Raw genomic sequence first — 19,741 nt, 5'->3', positions numbered from 1 at the left:
CAGTTCTGGCTGGCTCAGCCGACCGGCGCCAGCACCGATCCCGCCACCTTGGGCTTGGCGACGGTTCGCCGGAACGACCACACCACGCCGGCCAGTAGCAGGCCGCTCAGCCCGGCGGCAAGGAAGGACAACCACGGGCCGGCATGTTCGACCAGCGTGCCGGACACCGACTGGCCGGCGGCAAGGCCGAGGGTGACGGCGGTGATCACCCAGCCGAAAGCCTCGGTCATCGTGCCGCGCGGCGCGACCAGCTCCACGGTGGCCGAGTGCGCCGTGGCTTGCGGGGTGATCAGCACGCCAGCGAGCAGCATGAACCCGGCAAGCGCCCACAGCGAGTCCGGGATGGCCAGCGTCGTCACCAGGATGCCGAAACCGCCGAGTAGTACCGGCAGTCGCAGATGCATCGGCCGTGGCCACGGCCGGAGCCCGTAGAGCACCCCGCAGACAACCGAGCTCAACGACCACAGCCCGAGCAGCAGCCCACCGACGGTCGGCACGCCCGCGTTCGTCGCCGAGGCCGGCACTGCCACCTCGACGAAGCCGATCACTACGCCGAAACCGAACGCCGCGATCGTGAGGGTGCGCATCCCGGTGCTGGCCAGCGCGCCGAGTAGCGACTTGGCTGGGGCATCCGGCTCGCCTCGCCAGGCGCGTGCCGCGGGGCTGAGCGCGAACGCGACCGCGCCGGCGGCCATACAGCCGGCCCCGATGGCCAAGCCGAGGCCGGGCCAGGGCAGACCGATCAGCAAGCCCGCGATCCCCGGACCGAGGATGAAGAAGACCTCCATGCTGATCGCCTCGTAGGCGTATGCCGCCGCGCGTACCGAACCGGCGGGTACCAGGCGCATCCACAGGGCACGGGACGGTGAGGCGACCATCGGCTCGCTCGCGCCGACCAGGAAGGCCAGGATCACCAGCAGCCACTCCGCCGCATGCCCGTCGATCGCCAGGATCAGCGCGGTACTGGCCACCAGGAAGACGCTCGCCAGTACCAGCAGCGGCCTGGTCGGACCGAGTTTGTCCACGATCCGTCCCTGCGCTACCGAGGCGATCGCGACGCCGATCAGGATGCTCGCGGAGACGACCCCGGCCAGCGCGAACGAGCCCATCTCGCGCTGGGTGTAGAGCATCGCGGAGATCGCGATCATCGCGATCGGTAGCCGGCCGAGCAGTGAGGCGAGCACGGGCCAGCGCGCGCCGGGGGCGGTTAGCGCGGCGCGGTAATCGGTGAGGCGGATCTGGCCGGTATGTGCCTGGCCAGAATCAGCGGACTGAGACACGCGTACCAGTATGCAGTAAAATTGCACGTGCGTACCAGTCATTTTGCCGGTGCGCTGAGTCACCGGTTCGTGTTGCCGCCGGGTCAGTTGATCTCGGTTTAATAACGTTGGATCGATTTTCGGAAGAAGTCGCGCAACGAATGCGTATCCCCAAGAGTCTTAACGAGTGACAAGGGTTGAGTTACCCGGGTGGGGCCGTGCCATGGTTGTACTAGGCAGGGCACGTGTCACCACGAAGAACGGCGATACGAGACCTCGAAAACAGACTTCGCTGACCGAAGCCAGCGGGCAAACTCCATAAGTTCCCTCCGAGCCAAGGGTCGGGGCCTATGAGCCGGAGGGCGGGGAGCGCGGAACGTCGGGGGACGAACCGCGCACACACAAGAAGGGCCGGTGCGCCACGTCGGGGGTGGCGCCCGGCCCTTCTTGCATGTCTAGCTCGATCGCGTTCTTTAGGAATCTTGCGGCCGCGGCGAGCCGGGTCAGCGGGCGCGGCGGGCGAGCCGTTCCGGATCGAGGATCAGCACGCTTTTGCCTTCCAGCCGCAGCCAGCCGCGGTGCGCGAAATCGGCAAGTGCCTTGTTCACGGTCTCCCGCGAGGCGCCGACGTACTGCGCGATCTCCTCCTGCGTGAGGTCATGCGTGACCCGCAGCAAGCCGGCCTCCTGCGAGCCGAATCGCTGCGCCAGCTGCAGCAGCGCCTTCGCCACGCGACCGGGAACGTCGGTGAAGATCAGGTCGGCGACCATGCTGTTGGTCCGGCGCAGTCGGCGGGCCAACACGCGCAGTAGTTGCTCGGCGATCTCCGGCCGGTTGCTGATCCACTGCCGCAGTGCCTGCCGGTCCATGGTCAGCGCGCGCACTTCGGTCACCGTGGTCGCGGTGGACGTGCGCGGCCCTGGGTCGAAGATCGACAGCTCACCGAACATGTCTGACGGGCCCATGATCTGTAGCAGGTTCTCCCTGCCGTCCGGGGATTTCCGGCCGACCTTCACCTTGCCGGACTGCAAGATGTACAGGCGGTCACCAGGTTCGCCCTCGTTGAAGATCACGTGTCCACGCGGGAACTCGGCTGCTTCGAGCGTCTGCGCAAGTGCTTCTGCCGCCGCCGGCTCCACACCCTGAAAGATGCCCGCGCGGGCCAGGGTTTCGTCCACCTCGTGCCTCCTGTTGGGACGCGGCACGCCGACCCGGGTTGGGCCGTCATGTCGCCGATCACTACGTGCAGTGTAGGGCTTTGGTCGAAATTCGCCCGCCGGCTCGCCGAATCATCACACTGTGTTCCCAGCTAGCGGGATGCGTACGGCCTGCGACGTGCTCGCCAATCGGCTGACCCTACCCCCGGGTACGCCTCGCGTGCAGCCTGCCTGTCTTGCCGCTGCGGCGGCGCAGCCGAAACATTTCCAGCGCGCGGCCAATCCCGTGTCCGTAGAGCGCCCTGACCTCATTCGGTCGGGCCTGCTCGAGAAACTCTTCGACTTCTTCTTCCTGTACGGCGACATGCCGCAACCGGGTCTCTACCCGCTCCATGAACAGAGCGAAGAACATGATCACGAACGGAACCGCGATTGCCAGCCATACAGTCATCCGTGCGACCTGCCCATCCCGGTCGAGTCGGCACTCATCGTCTTATCCTCGCTTACTGCGGATATCGGGGCGCTGAACCGCATGCCCGGCGTGTCCCGGGCACACACCGGGGTCACACTCCTCGCCCGTAGGCTATCGGGGTGGCCTCCGAAGCTCGCAGCTACCCCCGAAAGAGTGACGCCGAGTCAGGTGTAAGCGTGCCCAACGCCAGCGGCGAAACTCGCCTCGGCCTGGTACGACGTGCCAGGCGGATGGTGCGCGCGCTTACCGAGGGTTATCCGGACGCGCATTGCGAGCTGGATTTCCGGAACCCGCTCGAGCTGGTCGTGGCCACCATCCTGTCCGCGCAGTGCACCGACAAACGGGTAAACGAGGTCACGCCCGCGTTGTTCGCGCGGTACCCGACGGCCGCGGATTACGCCGGGGCGGACCGCACTGAGCTGGAAGAACTGATCAGGTCAACGGGTTTCTACCGGAACAAGGCGAACTCGCTGCTTGGCCTCGGCAGCTTGCTGGTCGAGCGGTTCGATGGCGCCGTGCCGGCCAAGCTGGACGAGCTGGTGCAACTGCCGGGGATCGGCCGCAAGACCGCGAATGTGGTGCTCGGCAACGCTTTCGACGTGCCAGGCATCACCGTGGACACGCATTTCGGCCGGCTGGTCCGGCGCTGGGGCTGGACCAGCGAGGAAGACCCGGTCAAGGTCGAACACGAGGTTGGCGCCCTGATCCCGCGCAAGGAGTGGACGATGCTCTCGCACCGCGTGATCTTCCACGGCCGGCGCGTTTGTCACGCCCGGCGCCCCGCCTGCGGCGCTTGCTTTCTGGCCAAGCAGTGCCCCTCGTTCGGCACCGGGCCGGTGGAACCGGCCGAGGCGGGGAAACTGCTGCGTGGCCCGGAAACCCCGCATCTGCTTGACCTCGCCGAACGCGCCGGTGTGCCACAACAGCCGAAGAAGGCACAACGCCAGAGAAAGCCGCGGGGCCCGAAAAAGGTGCGGGCATGAACCAGGAGGCAGAGCGCGAGCCGGCTGACGGAGCCCCGCGCGGACTGACCGTGCCCGCACGCTGGGCACTGGTCGCCGCGGTGCTGCTGCTTGCCACGGTGGTCGCGCTCTGGCCGCGGGATCAGGGAAGCGGTGGTGACGAGGCCGCCGAACCGGGCCTGGACGCCGCCCGAGTCGCGGCCGATCTCCAGGCCTGCCCTACGGGTAGCGGGACGGAGATCGCGCAGCTGCGCGGAGCGCGCGCGGAGTGTCTCGGCAACGGCGAGACGACCGACCTGGGTAGCGCGCTTGCCGGGAAAACCACGGTGGTGAACGTTTGGGCGACCTGGTGTCAGCCCTGCCGGGAGGAGCTGCCGGTACTGCAGCGCTACGCCGAGGAGTCGGGGGCCGCGCAGGTTGTTGGGCTACAGGTGGAAAGCGATCGACAGGGCGGGCTCGAGCTCGTCGAGGAACTTGGTGTGCGATTCCCCTCCTTTCATGACACCGACGGCAGCGTCAAACGCGCGCTGCGGGTGCCAACTGGATTGCCAGCCAGCTACCTGCTGACGCCGGACGGCGAGGTGCATTTCGTGCGTGAACCACGCGTGTTCACTGAGGTCGAGCAGGTGCGGGAAGCGGTGCGGCGCTATGCGGACGAGCCAGCGACCGCCCCGCAACGACAGGAGGGCCGATGACCGCGGGATGGGGCGCTGAACCAGGGCCACTTGTCGACCCGCACACCGTGCCCAGCTGGCTGCGCGACCTGGTGCGGGCCACCTCGGTCACGGACGGCCGCGATATCGGCCGGTTGACGCCGCCGGACGATCCCGGCTTGCGGTCAGCGGCGGTACTCATGCTGTTCGGCGCGCCATCGGCGAGCGGCGCGTTGCCCGACGTACTGCTGTTGCGCAGGGCTGATGGCGGCGACGTGCATTCCGGGCAGGTCGCGTTTCCCGGTGGTGGCGCCGAGCCCGCGGACGGTGGTCCGGTGGACACCGCGTTGCGTGAGGCGCAGGAGGAGACCGGGGTGCATCCGGCCGGGGTACGTCCGGTCGCGCTGCTGCCCGAGATGTACGTGCCGGTATCCGGTTTCCGGGTAACTCCAGTGCTGGCCCATTGGGAGCGGCCGAGCCCGGTTGGTGTGGTCGACGACGGGGAAGTGGCCGCGGTCGCCAGGGTGCCGGTGGCCGAGCTGGTTGATCCGGCCAACCGCTTCCTGGTGCGAATACGGAAGCACTACCGGGGCCCTGCCTTTGGCCTACCCGGGATGCTGGTGTGGGGCTTCACCGCGGGCGTGCTCACCTGGTTGCTCGACGCCGCCGGCTGGGCCGAGCCGTGGGATGACCGAGATGTGCGCGACCTTGACGTAGCCTTGGCGGCCGCGGCACGTGCCGCGCAACCATCGGCCGGATGCGACTCCGGCGGCAGTGCGACCGAACCGGCGGAGGCCACCTAGTGAACTGGGTAGACATCCTGGTCATCGTGCTCGCCCTGCTCGCGGCGATTTCCGGCGCGCGGCAAGGGTTCGTGGTCGCGTTGCCGGCCTTTGTCGGCGTGCTGATCGGGGCGATCGGCGGTATCCGGCTGGCGCCGCTGATCGTGGAGAACTTCGACCATCCGGCCGCGAAGGTCGGGTTCGCCGTGGCCATCGTGGTGTTGCTGGTCGCGATCGGCGAGATGCTGGGGGTATATCTCGGGCGAAAGCTCAAGAAGAAGATCACCTCGCGCAAGATCGACGGCGTGGACAGCGTGTTCGGCGCGGTGGTGCAGGGCTTCGTGGTCTTCGTGGTTGCCTGGCTGATCGCCATGCCGCTCACCTCGGCGACCGGGATGCCCGGTCTCGTTTCGGCGGTCAAGGGGTCCACCGTGCTTGGCGCGGTGGACAAGCTGATTCCGCCGGGCGCGCAGGAGTTTCCCGGCGAGCTGCGTGCGCTGCTGGATGCCTCGGGCTTCCCGGCGGCAATCGACCCGTTCTCCCGTACGCCGATCACCGAGGTTGGTCCACCCGATGCGGGCTTGCAGAACAGCGAGGTCGTACAGCGGGTGCAGTCGAGCGTGCTGAAGGTGCAGGGCAGGGCGCCGGCCTGTTCGCGGTCGTTGGAGGGCTCCAGCGTGGTGGTCGCGCCGGAGCGGGTGATGACCAACGCGCACGTGGTCGCCGGTACGACCGACGTGACCGTCGATATGGCCGGTGAGCGGTTGCCCGCGTACGTGGTGCACTTCGATCCGAACGCGGATATCGCGATGCTCGCGGTGCCCGGGCTGCCCGCGCGGCCGCTGCCGATCGCTTCCCCGGAGGCGGTTGCCGGCGATGACGCGATCGTGCTCGGTTACCCGCTGGATGGGCCGTACACCGCGTCGCCGGCCAGGGTGCGGCAGCGTATCCAGCTGCAGGGGCCGGACATCTACGGGGACAACAGCGTGCCGCGTGACGTGTACACCGTGCGGGCGCTGGTGCGCAGCGGTAACTCGGGGGGACCGATGGTCGACCCAGGCGGCAGTATCACCGGTTTGGTCTTCGGTGCTGCCACGGACGATCCGGAGACCGGGTTCGTGCTCACCACCAGCGAGATCGGCGACGAGGTGCGCGCGGCGCCGCGGATGACGCAGGAGGTCGGCACCGGCCCGTGTACCAGCGGCTAACCACCCTCCGTGATCGCGTTCTTTGAGGTTAGCGAGGTCGCCGGGTTAGTGCTTTTCGGCCTGGCGGAGCGCGTTCAGAAGCAGCGCGTTGGTCTCGGCGGGGGCTTCCAGATGCGGGAAGTGCCCGACCTCGCTGAGCTCCTGGTACTTGTAGTCCGTACCGCCCCAGCGTTGCGCCAACCGCGCGGTGTTCGGTAGTACGCAGGTGTCCAGCTCGCCGTGTATCTGCAGCATCGGTACCGGGCTCGGCGCCGCGACCGCGGCCGCGAACCGCCGACCATCACCACGCAGCTGGGAACGAAAGGCCCAGCGGTAGTACTCGAGCGCGCTATGGGCGACTCCCTGCACCTGCATCGCCCTGCGTAACCACGGGATGCTCGCCTGGTAGTCCGCGCTGTCCCGCCAGCGTGGTGCCGCCCAGCCGCGCACCAGTTTCTCGGTGTTTGCCGCGTCGTCGTGGGTTAGCCAGCGCTCCGGGCGCATCGGGACCTGGAAGCGGAACAGGTGGCCGGCCGCGCGCAGCTGGTTGTTCCCGCGTCGCCGAAACGCGGTGCGCGCGATCTGCCCGCGTAACGCGAGCGGATGGGTAGCGCCAAGCAGGCCGACTGAGGAGACCACCCTGGGATGCAGGGCTGCCACGGTGCAGGCGAGCATCCCGCCCCAGGCATGCCCGACGAAATGCGCACGCCGCGCGCCCATTGCCTTGACCAGCCCGGCGACATCGCCAGCCAGGGTCCAGCCGTCGTAACCGCGCGGAGGTTTGTCGGAGTCCCCGTAACCGCGCAGATCCACCGCGACCGCGCGGAAACCAGCCGAGGCGAGCGCGTCCAGCTGCCGGTGCCAGACCCACCAAAACTCGCCGAAGCCGTGCAGCAGTACGACCAGCGGGCCAGATCCGAGCGAGGCGACGTGCAGCCGGATGCCGTTGGCGTACACGTCATGGTGCGTCCACGGGCCATCGATCCGCACCGTGGACGGATCTGGGCGGGCCCGCATCCTCGGCTTACCGACTGGTGGGCCCGCCGGTCAGCCGATTCACCTCGGCCTGGTCGGGCAGCTCGGAGTGCTCGGCGGAACCACGTGGCTTGAGCGCGGCCGCGGTTTCCTTCATCGAGCTGATCGTTCGCTGCGGTGCGCGGATCTTGCGTACCTTGCGCCAGCCGAGGAAAGCCAGCAGCCCGGCCGTAAGCAGCATCAGCAGGAAGACGATGCCGAAGGCAGCCGAGCGGTACAGCCCGATGTCATAGAGCAGCTCGGCTAGCGCGAAGAACAGGTAGAACAGGCTGAACATCAGCACGGTGAGCGCCGCGATGAAGAACACGCTGCCCTTGAGGCCCTTCTTGACCTCGCTGGTGATCTCCGCGCGCGCCAGTTCGATCTCGGCCCTGACCAATGTGGACACATGCGAGGACGCGTCCTTGACCAGGTCGCCGATCGACTGACCGCCAACAGAGCCGTTCCCGTTTCGATCGTCGGTCAGCGGGATCGAGGACACTGGCGGTGTGCCGTCGGTTCCGCTGCCGGAGTTGCGGTGGGGTTCGCTGGTCACCCGGTCATCGTGCCATGCGCCACGCAACGCCGCGCACCGCCCGCTCGCAGCGACCCACCGAACGCGTTAGGCCTCCCGGTCAGGCGGGGTGTGCCCGCCCTTGGCCGAACCGGACGGATCGGCGGACGAGTCGGTCGTCGTGTCCGATTCGCCTGATTCTCCGTTGGGGCCGTCGGGTACGTTCTCGTCGTCGTGCGCGTGCGCCTTGCTTCGCCTGATCAGCAGCAGGGAGGCGATCAGCGCGGCGATCACCGAGGAGATCAGCACGGACGCCTTGGCTTCCTCCGCTTGCTGGCCATCCAGCGAGAGTTCGGCGATGAGCAGGCTCACCGTGAAGCCGACCGCGCCGAGCATCGAGATCGCGATCATGTCCAGATGCCCGAGGTTGCGTGGTTTCGCGGCGATACCGAGTTTCACCACCACCCACGAGGTGGCGAAGATGCCGAGTAGCTTGCCACCGATCAGGCCGAACATGATCGCGTGCGGAATGGGCTGGGTGAACACATCGCGCAGCGCCTCACCGGTCAGCGGGACACCCGCCGCGAAGAACGCGAAGACCGGCACGGCCAAGCCGGCGGACCAGGGCTGTAGCCGGTGCTCGAGGCGTAGTGCGGGTGCTTCGTGCTCGCCCTTGTCCGGCTTGACCCTGGTGAGCATGCCGAGCGCGACACCCGCGATGGTGGCGTGAATACCCGCTTCGTGTACCGCGATCCAGGTGATGATCCCGATCGGGACGTACAGCCAGGCCGTGCGGACTCGCTTGTACTGCAGGAACGCGTAGAGCGCCATGGCGGCGGCGGCGATGGCCAGTGCGACGAAGTCGAAGCTGGCGGTGAACACGATCGCGATGATCAGAATCGCGCCGAGGTCGTCGACCACGGCCAGGCTGAGCAGGAAGACCCGTGCGCTGCTCGGCATCCCGGAGCCGGTGAGCGCGAGCACGCCGAGCGCGAAGGCGATATCGGTGGCCACCGGGATCGCCCAGGCCTTGTCCATTCCCGGCTCGCCGCCCGCGATGGACAGGGCGATCACCGCGGGGAAGAGCATGCCGCCGGCGGCGGCGATGATGGGTAGCGCGGCCGCCTTGATCGAGCGCAACTCGCCGATCACCAGCTCGCGTTTGAGTTCCAGCCCGACCACGAAGAAGAACAGTGCGAGCAGGCCATCCTTTGCCCAGTCGCCGACGCTGAGCTTGAGATGCAGGAAGTCGGTGCCGATCTCGGTGTCGCGGACGGACTGGTAGAGGTCCATCAGCGGCGAGTTGGCCAGGATCAGCGCGACCGCCGCCGCGCCAAGAAGCAACATCCCGCCGACCGTCTCGGTACGGAGGTACCGTGCGAACTCGGATACCGGCCGGGCGGTTGAAGTCAAGATCTTCCTCCCTCAAATCGGCAGCACAAATCTACTGCCGACCAGACTTCCCGGCACACCGGGACAACATCCTAATGGTAAATACCATGCGGCCGAATATGTCTAGACCAATGGAGGAAGGGTGAGTAATCAGTCCACTACCGACGGTCCGACCGACGACCCCGATGTCGGATTTGACCGAAAATTCTTTGGTCACCCCAAGGGGTTGGCCAACCTGTTCGGGGTGGAGATGTGGGAGCGCTTCTCGTTCTATGGGATGCAAGCGATTCTCACGATCTACCTCTACTGGTCGGTTGCCGATGGCGGGTTAGCCCTTCCGAAGGACACCGCCGCGGGCATCGTCGGCGCCTACGGTGGCACCGTCTATCTGTCCACGGTATTCGGTGCCTGGGTGGCCGACCGGCTGTTCGGACCGGAGCGCACGCTGTTCTACAGCGGCGTGCTGATCCTGCTCGGCCACGTCAGTCTCGCGGTCTTCCCCGGGCTGACCGGTGTCGGCATTGGACTCGTACTTGTCGCCATCGGCAGCGGTGGGCTGAAGGCAACCGCGACAGTGCTGGTGGGACTCCTCTACAGCGCGAGGGACGAGCGCAGGGACGCGGGATTCTCCATCTTCTACATGGGAGTCAACCTTGGTGCACTGGTTGGTCCACTGCTTACCGGCCTGTTGCAGACCAGACTTGGCTTCCACTATGGCTTCGGCGTAGCCGCGGTCGGTATGGCGCTCGGCCTGGCCCAGTACGTGATCTGGCGCAGGGACCTGCCGGAGGAAGGCCGGAAGGTGCCGAATCCGATCGTCGGCGGGCAGCGGTTGATCGCCACGAGCATCGCGGTGGCCGCGGTGCTCGTCATCGTGTTGTCCGTGCTGGTCGGCTGGCTCACCGCGGACAACCTGGTGAACGTGGCCACCACGGTGATCGTGCTCGCCGCGCTCGGCTATTTCGTGGTGATCCTCACCAGCAGGCGGATCAATACGGTCGAGCGCAAGCAGGTGTTCGCGTTCATCCCACTGTTTCTGGCCAGCTTCGCATTCTGGTCGCTCTACCAGCAGCAGTTCACCGTGATGGTGTTCTACGCGGACAACCGGGTGGACCGGCAGATCTTCGGCTGGGAGATTCCGGTCGCCTGGGTAAACTCGATCATCCCGATCTTCATCGTGACGCTGGCCCCGGTGTTCGCCTGGATGTGGACCAAGCTCGGCTCCCGGCAGCCGTCCACGGCCACCAAGTTCGCGCTCGGCGTTGGTGGGGTTGGCCTTGCCTTCCTGTTGATGGTCACCATGAGCGGGACGACTGGCGCCTCGGTGCCGGTGCTGTTCCTGGTGTTGGTGCTACTGGTGTTCACCCTCGCCGAGCTGTGCCTATCGCCAGTCGGGCTTTCGGTGTCCACCAAGCTCGCGCCGCGGGCGTTCGAGGCGCAGACGGTCGCGCTGTTCTACCTGTCCGTGGCCGCCGGAACCTCGGTCGCCGGCTGGGCGGCGGAGAACTACAGCGCGGACAACGAAGCGGCGTACTTCGGCGTCCTCGGTGGGATCGCCGTGGGCATGGGGGTACTGCTGGCGATTGCCACCCCGGCGATTCGCCGGTTGATGCCTGCGGTGCGTTAGCCGGCTTCTCCGTTACCCCCGTTCGCCAACAGCAACGGGGGTAACGGAGGAACTTCTACTCCTCCAGCTCGGCCAGCGCCGCCTGCGCTTTGGCCAGCTCCGCCTGTAGCTCCTCGACGCGGCTGCGGTGCTGTTCCCGCGCGGTCTCCAGCACCTGCTCGATCGCGCCGGAGATGTCGTCGTGTAGTTCCTTCGCGGCCCTGGACACCGCGGCGGCCGGGATGTTCAGGCCACGAACCACGCGGTTCGTGCCGTGTACGACATCGGCCTGCCATTCACCATCGGCGGTCCCGGTCACCGTGAGCGTCAGCTCGACCGAACGCGTCTTCTTGGCTGTGGACTGCTTGCGTGGCTTCCGCTGCGGCTTTGCTTCGGCTTCCGGTTCGGCTGGCGTGCTCGCGGCGCTTTCCGGCTGCTCGGCAGCGGTTGCCGGTGCCTGCGGGTGCTCGTTCTGCTCGGTCGAAGGCGCTTGTTCCGCGCCGTTGGACGTGTGTTCCTGCGTCGCCGTATCCACGGTCATGATCGCGTTATCTCCCTGCCACGTCGGTCCCCGTCAGGGCTGCATACTAGAACAACTGTTCGATGCGCGCATGCCTGGGGCCCTTCCCGCCGGTCGACGGAAAGGGCCCCAGATACCAGCTCAGTCCTCGCTCTTGTCGCTCTGCAGACCGGAGGAGATCAGGTCCATCACGCTGGAGTCGGCGAGCGTGGTGACGTCACCGACCTGCCGGTTCTCCGCGACATCGCGCAGCAGCCGGCGCATGATCTTGCCGGAGCGGGTCTTCGGCAACTCGGGCACGACCATGATCTGCCGTGGTTTGGCGATCGGCCCGATCTCGGTGGCCACGTGGTTGCGCAGCGCGGTGATCGCCTCGGTGCCCTTCGCCTCGTCCTCGGCCACGCCGCCGCGCAGGATCACGAAGGCCACGATGCCCTGCCCGGTGGTCGGATCGGTCGCGCCGACCACCGCGGCCTCGGCCACCGTCGGGTGGGAAACCAGCGCGGACTCCACCTCGGTGGTCGAGATGCGATGGCCCGACACGTTCATCACGTCGTCCACCCTGCCGAGCAGCCAGACATCGCCGTCCTCGTCGTACTTCGCACCGTCGCCCGCGAAGTAGTAGCCCTGTGCCCCGAACCGCGACCAGTAGGTGTCCCGGTAGCGCTCCGGGTCGCCCCAGATGCCGCGCAGCATCCCTGGCCACGGCTTGTCCAGCACCAGGTAACCGCCGCCGCCCGGGCCGACCTGCTCGCCGGTGTCGTCGACCACCTTCGCGGAGATACCGGGCAGCGGGCGCTGTGCCGAGCCGGGCTTGGTCGCGGTGACGCCGGGCAGCGGCGAGATCATGATCGCCCCGGTCTCGGTCTGCCACCAGGTGTCCACGATCGGCGCCTGGTTGCGGCCGACGTGCTCGCGGAACCACATCCACGCCTCGGGGTTGATGGGTTCCCCCACGCTGCCGAGTACCCGCAGCGAGGAAAGGTCGTACTCCGCGGGAAGGTGATCGCCCCACTTCATGAAGGTCCGGATCAGCGTCGGCGCGGTGTAGTAGATCGTCACGCCGTACTTCTGCACGATCTCCCAGTGCCTGGCCTCGTGCGGCGAGTTCGGGGTGCCCTCGTAGATCACCTGGGTCGCGCCGTTGGCCAGCGGGCCGTAGACGATGTAGCTGTGCCCGGTGACCCAGCCGATGTCCGCGGTGCACCAGTAGACGTCCGATTCGGGCTTCAGGTCGAAGACGTTCCGGTGCGTGTACGCGGCCTGGGTCAGGTAGCCACCCGAGGTGTGCAGGATGCCCTTCGGCTTACCCGTGGTACCCGAGGTGTACAGGATGTAGAGCGGGTGCTCGGCGTCGTGCGCTTCGGCGGTGTGCTGGTCGGACTGGTGATCGACCAGGTCGTGCCACCAGATGTCCCTGCCTTCGGTCCAGGCGACGTCGTTCTCGCCGCGCTTGACCACGACGACCTTTTCCACGCTCGGCGTCTGCGCCACCGCCTCGTCCACCGCGGGCTTGAGCGGGGCGACCTTGCCTCGGCGGAACTGGCCGTCCACCGTGATCACGGCCTTGGCCTGGGCGTCGTCGATCCGCGAGCGCAGCGCCTCGGAGGAGAAGCCGGCGAAGACGACGGAGTGCGTAAGGCCGAGCCGGGCACAGGCGAGCATGGTGAACACCGTTTCCGGGATCATCTGCATGTAGATCGCCACCCGGTCGCCCTTGGTCAGCCCGAGCGAGGCGAACGCGTTGGCCGTGCGGCTGACCTCGCGCTGCAGGTCGGCGTAGGTGATCGTGCGGGAGTCACCCGGCTCGCCTTCCCAGTGGATGGCTACCCGGTCGCCATTGCCGGCGGCGACGTGCCGGTCCGCGCAGTTGTACGCGACGTTCAGCTTGCCGCCCACGAACCACTTCGCGAACGGCGCCTCCGACCAGTCCAGCACCTTGCTCCAGCTGGTTTCCCAGTGCAGTTGCTCGGCCTGGGTGGCCCAGAACGCTTCCCGGTCCGCGTCGGCCGTGGTGTACATCTCGGCTGTCGCGTTGGCTTGCGCGGCGAACTCCGCGCTCGGCGGGAACGTCCTGCTCTCGCTGAGCAGGTTGTCCAGTGCCGGGTTCTGCCCGGACTGTTCGGTCATGGTGCGAGACCTCCTTGATAACCGACCTTGTAACCGCCCAGTCGTCACCGCTCCGGCGGTAATCCTGCATGGCACGCTACCGTGCCGTGCCAAACCTGCGAGTTACGGCGAACGGATGGTGCTGGGTGCGCGGCGAACGGTCCACGAGCGGTACGGTCGCGCGGTGACCGACCCGCTGAGCCCATTGCTTGACCTCGAGGGTGTATCCGATGCCGTCGCGCAGGCCCGCGAAGCGGTGGACGAGGTACACCGGCATCCGGCGAACCGTAGGGGGTGGCCGGCTACGGCCGCGGAGGCCTCGGTGCGCGCGGCGCGTGCTTCCGCGGCGCTGGACGGGGCCAACCCGGATATCCCGGAGGGCGGCGATATCGCCGATCCGGTGCTGGCCGGTGCGCTGCGGGTGGCCGATGCGCTCGGCCCGCTGCTCGCCACCTGGCAGCGGGCGCCGCTACAGGTGCTGGCCAGGCTGCATGTGCTTGCCGCCGCCGATCTGGTCGCCGACCAGGACCAGCTTGGGCGGCCGATCTCCGGGTCCGAACGGTTGGACTTGCTTGCCAGGCTGACCGTGGGGGAGACGAAGGCGCCCGGTCCGGTGCTTGCCGCCGTGGTGCACGGCGAACTGCTCGCGCTTCGCCCGTTCGGGAGCGCCGATGGCGTCGTCGCGCGGGCGGCCGCGCGGTTGACCATGATCGCGAGCGGGCTGGATCCGAAGGGGTTGCTGGTGCCGGAAGTGGCGTTCTACCGGCAGCCGCAGCAGTACGCCGCGGCGCTCACCGGGTTCGCCAACGGCGAAGCCGGTGGGGTGCGGGACTGGCTGTTGTTGTGCTGTTCGGCGCTGACCGCCGGTGCCCGCGAGGCGACCAGCATCGCCGACGCCGCGGGCACCTAGCGTTCTTGAAGGTCAGCGGGTTTGGCTGGGGGTGCTGTTGAGCCAGTCCAGCGCCTCGCGGACGTGTCCGTCGGCTTCGTGCAGCGCGATATCCGCCTGGCGCAGTTCCACCCCGGAAAGCAGCTGGACCAGCGCCAGCTTCAGATCGCCGCCCGCGTCCTCCAGCGTTGCCGCGCATTCCTCGATCGGGAGGCCGGTCGCCTCGGCGAGGATGCGCTGGGTGCGCCCGCGCAGTTTCTCGTTCGTGGCCCGCACGCTGACCATCAGGTTGGAATAGGTCCGCCCGAGTTTGATCATCACGGCGGTGGAGAACGAGGTGAGAATCAGCTTCTGTGCGGTACCGGCCTTCATCCGCGTCGAACCGGCGATCGCCTCCGGTCCCGTATCCGGCGCGATCAGCACGTCCACCTCGGCGTCCAGCGAATCCCGCAGCCGGGGGTTACCGAACACCAGCCCGGTGCGCGCCCCGAGTTCCCGCGCCGTGCGCAGCGCGCCAAGCACGTAAGGGGTGCGCCCAGACGCGGTGAGCCCGAGCACGAAGTCGCCGGCTCGAACGTGCTCGCGCATCGTGGCGGCGCCGGCTTCGGCGTTGTCCTCGGCGCCCTCGACCGCGCTGGCCAGCGCGTTTCGGCCGCCCGCGTGATGCGCGTGGAACCAGTCGTCCGGAACGTTGAAGGTCGGCGCGAGCTCGGCGGCGTCCAGGCTGGCCAGCCGGCCCGAGGTGCCCGCGCCGATGTAGTGCACCCGACCGCCACCGCGCAGTGCCTCGGTGGCCAGATCGACGGCCACCGCGAGCTCGCCGAGTACCGCGGCGACCGCGCTTGGCACCAGCCGGTCCTCATCGCTCAGCTTGCGCAGGATGTCCTCAGTGGACAGCTCGTCGATATCGAAGGTGCGCGAATTCCGGATCTCGGTTGGGGAATCGACGTACACCGCCTTGCGCGGCACCGTCATCTGTCGCCCTCCTTTGGTTTACGGCGTCCGTCCGCGCGCACGCCGAGGCGATGCGTGCCTACCGCCTCCCGCGTCGCGTCCAGCGCGCGCATCGATGTGGCCATATGTTGCTGCGCTACCCCGATGAACAAGCAGTCGATCACGGTGAGCTGCGCGATCCGGCTGGCCATCGCACCGGAGCGGAAGGTGGTCTCCCGCGCGGCGGTGGTGAGCACCAGGTCGGCGACTTCGGCGATCGGGGAGCGGGGGAAGTTGGTCAACGCGACGGTGGTCGCCCCGTGCTCGCGGGCCACCCGCAGCGCTTCGACGGTGTCCGCGGTCGCCCCGGTGTGCGAGATACCCACCGCGACATCGTTCGAGCCGAGCACGGCTGCCGAGGTCAGCATGATGTGCGTATCGCTCCAGGAGAAGCTGATCCGCCCGATGCGATGGAGTTTCTGCTGCAGGTCGGCGGCGACGAAAGCGCTTGCGCCCACCCCGTACACATCGACTCTGCCGGCGGTGGCCAGGAGGTTCACCACGCGTTCCAGTACCGCGACATCGAGCTGCTGCGCGGTCTCCTCGACGGCGTGCACATCGGCGAAACTGACCTTGCCGACGATCTGCCGCAGATCATCGTCCGGGCCAATGTCGCCGCCGAGGTCGCGGTCGGAGCGTGCTTCCGAGCGGGCGGTGTCCGCGGCGAGTGCGATGCGTAGCTCGGGGTAGCCGCCGACGCCGATCGCCTTGCAGAACCGGGTCACCGTCGTCTCGCTGGTGCCAGCGGCCTCGGCGACCTCGGTGATGCTGTTGCGGGCTACCGCCGCGGGGTTGTCGAGTACGACCTTCGCGACGCGTTGCTCGGCGCGGGCAAGCCCGGGCAGCAGCGACCGGATTCGCACCAGTGGGCTCGTCGGTTGCTGCGCTTCCATGGGACTGCCATTGGCTGGTCCGCTCTGCTGCCCGGCCGGCGCGGGTTCGGCGGATTGCTCATCAGCTAACACTGTGCCACCGCTCATGTGGGAAACTTACTAACAGCCAGCATACCGGGACAACCCTTCCGTCGCTCGGCTGGACCAAGGCGCGGAGCTTTTGGTCTACCGCGGGACTCAATATGTTGCTGGACATATCGTCAGTTCTACACGCACTGTTAGCTCATCTGAGCTAATACTTTCGTAGTACCCAAATGCGGAGAGTGTCAACGGCTGGTTGTGACCCATCCTTCTGGTTCAAGTTTCTGAGGGTCCCGCTCGGCGTCGAATATCAATCCGGAGTCGTCTTTTACCTGGATGCCGTCCAGATTCACGCCGCGTCCGGTGTATTGATCGTCGGTAGCAAATTGCCAACGGAGAGTTAATGTGCCGCCATTTGGCGGATCGTACTGATCCAATCGTGCTTTTACGCTCCACCACGAACGGTGACCAGAGCCGGATAACGTTTTGCTACCGCCTTCCGGTGCGCCCGGTCCGGTGGCTTCCAGCTCCAGCGGTTGCCAGCGCTGACCGTCGGTGCTGGCCGCTACCGTGAGTTTGTCGGTCTTTTCGCTGTCGATGAAAGCGTCGAAGGTCACCTCGGGTGTGCCCTGGACGGGCAGCCGGGCGGTGGACAGTGTCGTAGTGGTCGAATTTCCCGGCGCGCTGTGCCAGCTGTCCGGCCCGTGGCGGGGCGGTACCGCCAGTGCGGCCGCCAGCCCGCTTGCGTGGGTTTCCCGCGCCTCGTTGATCGAGCCCCAGTCGCGGCTGGGGTGTACCCGGTTGGTGAGCAGGATCGCGATCGACCGGGAGGCGGGGTCGAGCACCAGGCTGGTGCCGGTGAACCCGGTATGTCCCGCGGTACCTGGCGCGCTAAGCCCGCCCATGTACCAGCGCTGGTCCAGTTCGAAGCCGAGCCCGTGCGAGTCGTCCGGGAACTCCTGGTTGTAGTTGGTGAGCATCTGCTCGACGGTTTCCTGGCGCAGGATCCGGTTGCCGGCGTAACTACCACCGTTGAGCACCGCCTGGCCGAGTTTGGCCAGATCCGTCGCGGTGGAGAACACCCCGGCATGCCCGGCGACCCCGCCGAGCGACCAGGCATTCTCGTCATGCACCTCGCCGTGCACCAGGCCGCGTGGCGGTTCCGCGGTGTACTCGGTCGCGGCGATCCGATCTCGCTTGTCTGCCGGTGGGTTGTACCCGGTGTCGGTCATGGCGAGCGGTTCGGTGATCCGGTCGCGTACGAATTCGTCCAGCGTGCTGCCGGAGCGGCGTTCCACCAGCACGCCGAGCGTGATCAGGTTCAGGTCCGAGTAGAGGTAGGCACTGCCGGGCTTTTCCTGCGGCGCGACCTCGAGCACGGCGTTGATCCGCGACGGCTTGTCCGGGTAATCGCGCCACAGATTGAGCGTGGGTTCCAGCCCGGAGGTATGCGTGAGTAGCTGCTCGACGGTGATGTCCGACTTGCCGTTGACGCCGAATTCCGGCAGATAGCTGGCTACTGGCTCGTTGATGTCCAGCGCGCCGTTCTCGGCGAGTTGGAGCACCGCGATCGAGGTGAACAGCTTCGAGATGGAGGCGATATCGAAGATCGTGTCCGGCCGCATGGGTAGCTGTTCGGCCGGGGGTAGCTCGGTGCCCTCGGCATCCGCGTAGCGCAGGGCTTTCCCGCTGGTTTGCCGATCAACGACGACGCCCTGGTGGGCGAGCAGGGTGACGGCGCCGGAGTAGAGCGGATGGCCGGTGTCCGGAGCTGGCTCGGTCCAGCTGGCTACCTGTTCGGCGGCGCGCGCCAGTGGTGCCCGATCCAGGCCTACTTCTTCCGGGGTGCCAGGGCGCAGCACGGTTTCCGCTGGCGCGAATCCGGTGTGTGGCTGGTCGAACCTGCCTGGCAGTTCCTCCTGGGTGGTTGCCAGCGCACTGGAACCCAGCGCACTGGAACCCAGCATCAGGCAGCCGAGTAGCGCAACCGAGATCGTGACCGTACCGCGTGCCATGGGCACCTCACTAGTAGCTCAGGAATGGCTCGCGCTCCGTACGGAACGTGTCCAGTTCCGCTTGCCAGGAGCCGACTATCTCCGCGGTATCGGCACCGGCGTCCACTTGCGAGCGAAGCCGGGCCGAGCCGAACAGCTTGTCGATCATGTTGTCGTCCCGCCAGCCGAAGATGTCCGGGTGCAGTCGCTTCGCGGTGACGATCATCGCGATCGCGGTTGGGATGGCGGTGAACTCGGCTGGTTCGGTAATGTGCAGCTGCACGCCGCCGCAGAGTTCCTCGGCGAATTTCCCGAATGTGGGTACGAAGTAGGCCTCCCGGAAGCGCACGCCTGGCAGGTCCAGCTCGTTCAGCGCTTCGGCGTACCGCCAGTCGATTCCGGGCGCCCCAATGGTTTCGAACGGCCGGGTGGTTCCGCGCCCCTCGGCGAGCAGGGTGCCTTCGAACAGGCAGGTGCCCGGGTAGCTGAGCGCGGTTTCCGGGCTGGGCATATTCGGACTTGGCGGCACCCAGGGCAGACCGGTATCGGCGAACAGCTGGTCCGGCCGCCAGCCCTCGACCTCGATCACGTCCAATGCGGACAGCTCGGGGGAGCCGGGTTCCTCGGGCAGGAACTTCGCGGCGAACAGCTTGGCCAGCTCGCCGTGCGTCATCCCGGGTTGTTGCACGATCGGTTTCATGCCAACGAAACTGGCGAACTCGGGGTCGAGCTGTGGACCGTCGGCTCGCCCGCCAACCGGGTTCGGCCGATCGAGTACCACGAACCGAGCGCCGGTCTTCGCCGCCGCGTGCATCGCCAGATACATCGTCCACATGTAGGTGTAGAACCGCGCGCCGACACCGGCGATGTCGAAGACGACGGTGTCCAGGTTGGCTTTGCGGTACATCCGCACCAGATCGTCCACGGTGACCTGGTAGGCGTCGTAAACCGGGATCTGGGTGCGCGGGTCGACGTAATCGCCTTCGGAGCCGCCGGCCTGGTCGGTTCCCCGGAAGCCGTGCTCGGGCCCGAAGGCGGCGACCGGCCGGATATCCGCGGCGACCAGATCGTCCACGATATGCGTGAGATCGGCCAGCACCGCGGTGGGATTGGCGAAGACGCCAAGCCGGGTACCGGAAAACGGCTGCCAGCGTTGTGCGGCAAGTACGTCCGCGCCGGTGCGGATGGTGCCGCCAAGCTGGCGCCGAGCACTGCCGGTGGGGCCGGTGTTACTGGCGCTGGCACTGCCGGCGAGCACCGGTACGGCACTGGCGGCGGCCAATGCCGAACCGGCGAGGAATCGTCTGCGGTTATGTGCGCTCAC

At 67.3% G+C, this 19,741-nt stretch carries 18 protein-coding genes; 6 read left to right on the top strand and 12 right to left on the bottom strand.

The features are described 5' to 3' along the window. Positions 1 to 14: 14 nt before the first annotated feature. From EV191_RS04070 to EV191_RS04060, 3 genes are all read right to left on the bottom strand, one after another. A complete protein-coding gene (locus tag EV191_RS04070; protein WP_132876140.1) occupies positions 15 to 1,322 on the bottom strand; it encodes an MFS transporter in 1,308 nt (435 codons plus the stop codon). Between the two features lie 440 nt (positions 1,323 to 1,762). Continuing rightward, positions 1,763 to 2,437 carry a Crp/Fnr family transcriptional regulator gene (locus EV191_RS04065; RefSeq protein WP_132875416.1) on the bottom strand — a complete coding sequence of 225 codons (675 nt, stop codon included), beginning with the start codon at positions 2,435 to 2,437 and terminating at the stop codon, positions 1,763 to 1,765. Positions 2,438 to 2,615: 178 nt separating this feature from the next. Next, the gene (locus EV191_RS04060; protein ID WP_132875415.1) at positions 2,616 to 2,867 is read right to left on the bottom strand and encodes a hypothetical protein; all 252 of its coding nucleotides are present in this window, start codon (positions 2,865 to 2,867) and stop codon (positions 2,616 to 2,618) included. A 251-nt stretch (positions 2,868 to 3,118) separates the two neighbouring features. Between EV191_RS04060 and nth the strand changes: the two genes are divergently transcribed. Genes nth through EV191_RS04040 form a run of 4 tightly spaced genes read left to right on the top strand, consistent with a single transcriptional unit; the run spans position 3,119 to position 6,493 of the window. Continuing rightward, positions 3,119 to 3,871 (top strand): endonuclease III, encoded by a 753-nt coding sequence (gene nth, locus EV191_RS04055; protein ID WP_132876139.1) that lies wholly within the window; start codon positions 3,119 to 3,121, stop codon positions 3,869 to 3,871. A 44-nt stretch (positions 3,872 to 3,915) separates the two neighbouring features. Further along, a complete protein-coding gene (locus tag EV191_RS04050) occupies positions 3,916 to 4,545 on the top strand; it encodes a TlpA family protein disulfide reductase (RefSeq protein ID WP_132876138.1) in 630 nt (209 codons plus the stop codon). Then, positions 4,542 to 5,306 carry an NUDIX hydrolase gene (locus EV191_RS04045; RefSeq protein WP_132875414.1) on the top strand — a complete coding sequence of 255 codons (765 nt, stop codon included), beginning with the start codon at positions 4,542 to 4,544 and terminating at the stop codon, positions 5,304 to 5,306. The genes EV191_RS04050 and EV191_RS04045 overlap by 4 nt, the downstream gene beginning before the upstream one ends. Continuing rightward, positions 5,306 to 6,493 (top strand): MarP family serine protease, encoded by a 1,188-nt coding sequence (locus EV191_RS04040; RefSeq protein WP_132875413.1) that lies wholly within the window; start codon positions 5,306 to 5,308, stop codon positions 6,491 to 6,493. The genes EV191_RS04045 and EV191_RS04040 overlap by 1 nt, the downstream gene beginning before the upstream one ends. Before the next feature lie 45 nt (positions 6,494 to 6,538). Here the strand turns inward: EV191_RS04040 and EV191_RS04035 are convergent, their stop codons facing one another. The 3 genes from EV191_RS04035 to nhaA all read right to left on the bottom strand — a co-directional run bounded on the left by EV191_RS04035 (position 6,539) and on the right by nhaA (position 9,413). Continuing rightward, positions 6,539 to 7,489: an alpha/beta fold hydrolase gene (locus EV191_RS04035; RefSeq protein ID WP_132875412.1), complete on the bottom strand. Its 951-nt coding sequence runs from the start codon at positions 7,487 to 7,489 to the stop codon at positions 6,539 to 6,541. A 7-nt stretch (positions 7,490 to 7,496) separates the two neighbouring features. After that, positions 7,497 to 8,042 (bottom strand): phage holin family protein, encoded by a 546-nt coding sequence (locus EV191_RS04030; protein ID WP_132875411.1) that lies wholly within the window; start codon positions 8,040 to 8,042, stop codon positions 7,497 to 7,499. A gap of 66 nt (positions 8,043 to 8,108) precedes the next feature. Beyond that, entirely contained in the window at positions 8,109 to 9,413 is a 1,305-nt protein-coding gene (nhaA, locus tag EV191_RS04025; RefSeq protein WP_132875410.1) for a Na+/H+ antiporter NhaA, read from the bottom strand. Positions 9,414 to 9,534: 121 nt separating this feature from the next. Here nhaA and EV191_RS04020 point away from each other — a divergent pair, with 121 nt between their 5' ends. Next, positions 9,535 to 11,019 carry a peptide MFS transporter gene (locus EV191_RS04020; protein WP_132875409.1) on the top strand — a complete coding sequence of 495 codons (1,485 nt, stop codon included), beginning with the start codon at positions 9,535 to 9,537 and terminating at the stop codon, positions 11,017 to 11,019. A gap of 55 nt (positions 11,020 to 11,074) precedes the next feature. Here the strand turns inward: EV191_RS04020 and EV191_RS04015 are convergent, their stop codons facing one another. Together EV191_RS04015 and acs are read right to left on the bottom strand one after the other, a co-directional pair. Next, the gene (locus EV191_RS04015; RefSeq protein ID WP_132875408.1) at positions 11,075 to 11,539 is read right to left on the bottom strand and encodes a DUF6319 family protein; all 465 of its coding nucleotides are present in this window, start codon (positions 11,537 to 11,539) and stop codon (positions 11,075 to 11,077) included. Between the two features lie 120 nt (positions 11,540 to 11,659). Beyond that, a complete protein-coding gene (gene acs / locus EV191_RS04010; protein WP_132875407.1) occupies positions 11,660 to 13,648 on the bottom strand; it encodes an acetate--CoA ligase in 1,989 nt (662 codons plus the stop codon). Between the two features lie 163 nt (positions 13,649 to 13,811). On the opposite strand from acs, the gene EV191_RS04005 reads away from it, so the two are divergent. Then, complete coding sequence (locus tag EV191_RS04005; protein WP_132875406.1) at positions 13,812 to 14,537, top strand: Fic family protein; 726 nt, start codon at positions 13,812 to 13,814, stop codon at positions 14,535 to 14,537. Positions 14,538 to 14,549: 12 nt separating this feature from the next. Here EV191_RS04005 and EV191_RS04000 read toward each other — a convergent pair whose 3' ends face one another. The 4 genes from EV191_RS04000 to EV191_RS03985 form a co-directional block, all read right to left on the bottom strand. After that, entirely contained in the window at positions 14,550 to 15,491 is a 942-nt protein-coding gene (locus EV191_RS04000; RefSeq protein ID WP_132875405.1) for an N-acetylmuramic acid 6-phosphate etherase, read from the bottom strand. Beyond that, entirely contained in the window at positions 15,488 to 16,402 is a 915-nt protein-coding gene (locus EV191_RS03995) for a MurR/RpiR family transcriptional regulator (protein ID WP_132876137.1), read from the bottom strand. The genes EV191_RS04000 and EV191_RS03995 overlap by 4 nt, the downstream gene beginning before the upstream one ends. 266 nt (positions 16,403 to 16,668) lie before the next feature. After that, the gene (locus EV191_RS03990) at positions 16,669 to 18,438 is read right to left on the bottom strand and encodes a serine hydrolase domain-containing protein (RefSeq protein ID WP_424565423.1); all 1,770 of its coding nucleotides are present in this window, start codon (positions 18,436 to 18,438) and stop codon (positions 16,669 to 16,671) included. Positions 18,439 to 18,448: 10 nt separating this feature from the next. Beyond that, positions 18,449 to 19,741 (bottom strand): exo-beta-N-acetylmuramidase NamZ family protein, encoded by a 1,293-nt coding sequence (locus tag EV191_RS03985; protein ID WP_243658737.1) that lies wholly within the window; start codon positions 19,739 to 19,741, stop codon positions 18,449 to 18,451.

The organism is Tamaricihabitans halophyticus (genome assembly GCF_004340875.1).
Taxonomy (GTDB): Bacteria; Actinomycetota; Actinomycetes; order Mycobacteriales; family Pseudonocardiaceae; genus Tamaricihabitans; species Tamaricihabitans halophyticus.
The sequence above is the reverse complement of the archived record's forward strand: the minus strand, read 5'-3'. Positions and strand labels throughout refer to the sequence as shown.

Bases quoted from the DNA above. Each gene is read 5' to 3' on its own strand.
- EV191_RS04000 (WP_132875405.1), bottom strand. From the start codon at position 15,491: ATGACGGTGCCGCGCAAGGCGGTGTACGTCGATTCCCCAACCGAGATC.
- acs (WP_132875407.1), bottom strand. From the start codon at position 13,648: ATGACCGAACAGTCCGGGCAGAACCCGGCACTGGACAACCTGCTCAGC.
- EV191_RS04015 (WP_132875408.1), bottom strand. From the start codon at position 11,539: ATGACCGTGGATACGGCGACGCAGGAACACACGTCCAACGGCGCGGAA.
- EV191_RS04045 (WP_132875414.1), top strand. From the start codon at position 4,542: ATGACCGCGGGATGGGGCGCTGAACCAGGGCCACTTGTCGACCCGCAC.
- EV191_RS04035 (WP_132875412.1), bottom strand. From the start codon at position 7,489: ATGCGGGCCCGCCCAGATCCGTCCACGGTGCGGATCGATGGCCCGTGG.
- EV191_RS04060 (WP_132875415.1), bottom strand. From the start codon at position 2,867: ATGACTGTATGGCTGGCAATCGCGGTTCCGTTCGTGATCATGTTCTTC.
- EV191_RS03995 (WP_132876137.1), bottom strand. From the start codon at position 16,402: ATGGAAGCGCAGCAACCGACGAGCCCACTGGTGCGAATCCGGTCGCTG.
- EV191_RS03990 (WP_424565423.1), bottom strand. From the start codon at position 18,438: ATGGCACGCGGTACGGTCACGATCTCGGTTGCGCTACTCGGCTGCCTG.
- EV191_RS04070 (WP_132876140.1), bottom strand. From the start codon at position 1,322: ATGACTGGTACGCACGTGCAATTTTACTGCATACTGGTACGCGTGTCT.
- nth (WP_132876139.1), top strand. From the start codon at position 3,119: ATGGTGCGCGCGCTTACCGAGGGTTATCCGGACGCGCATTGCGAGCTG.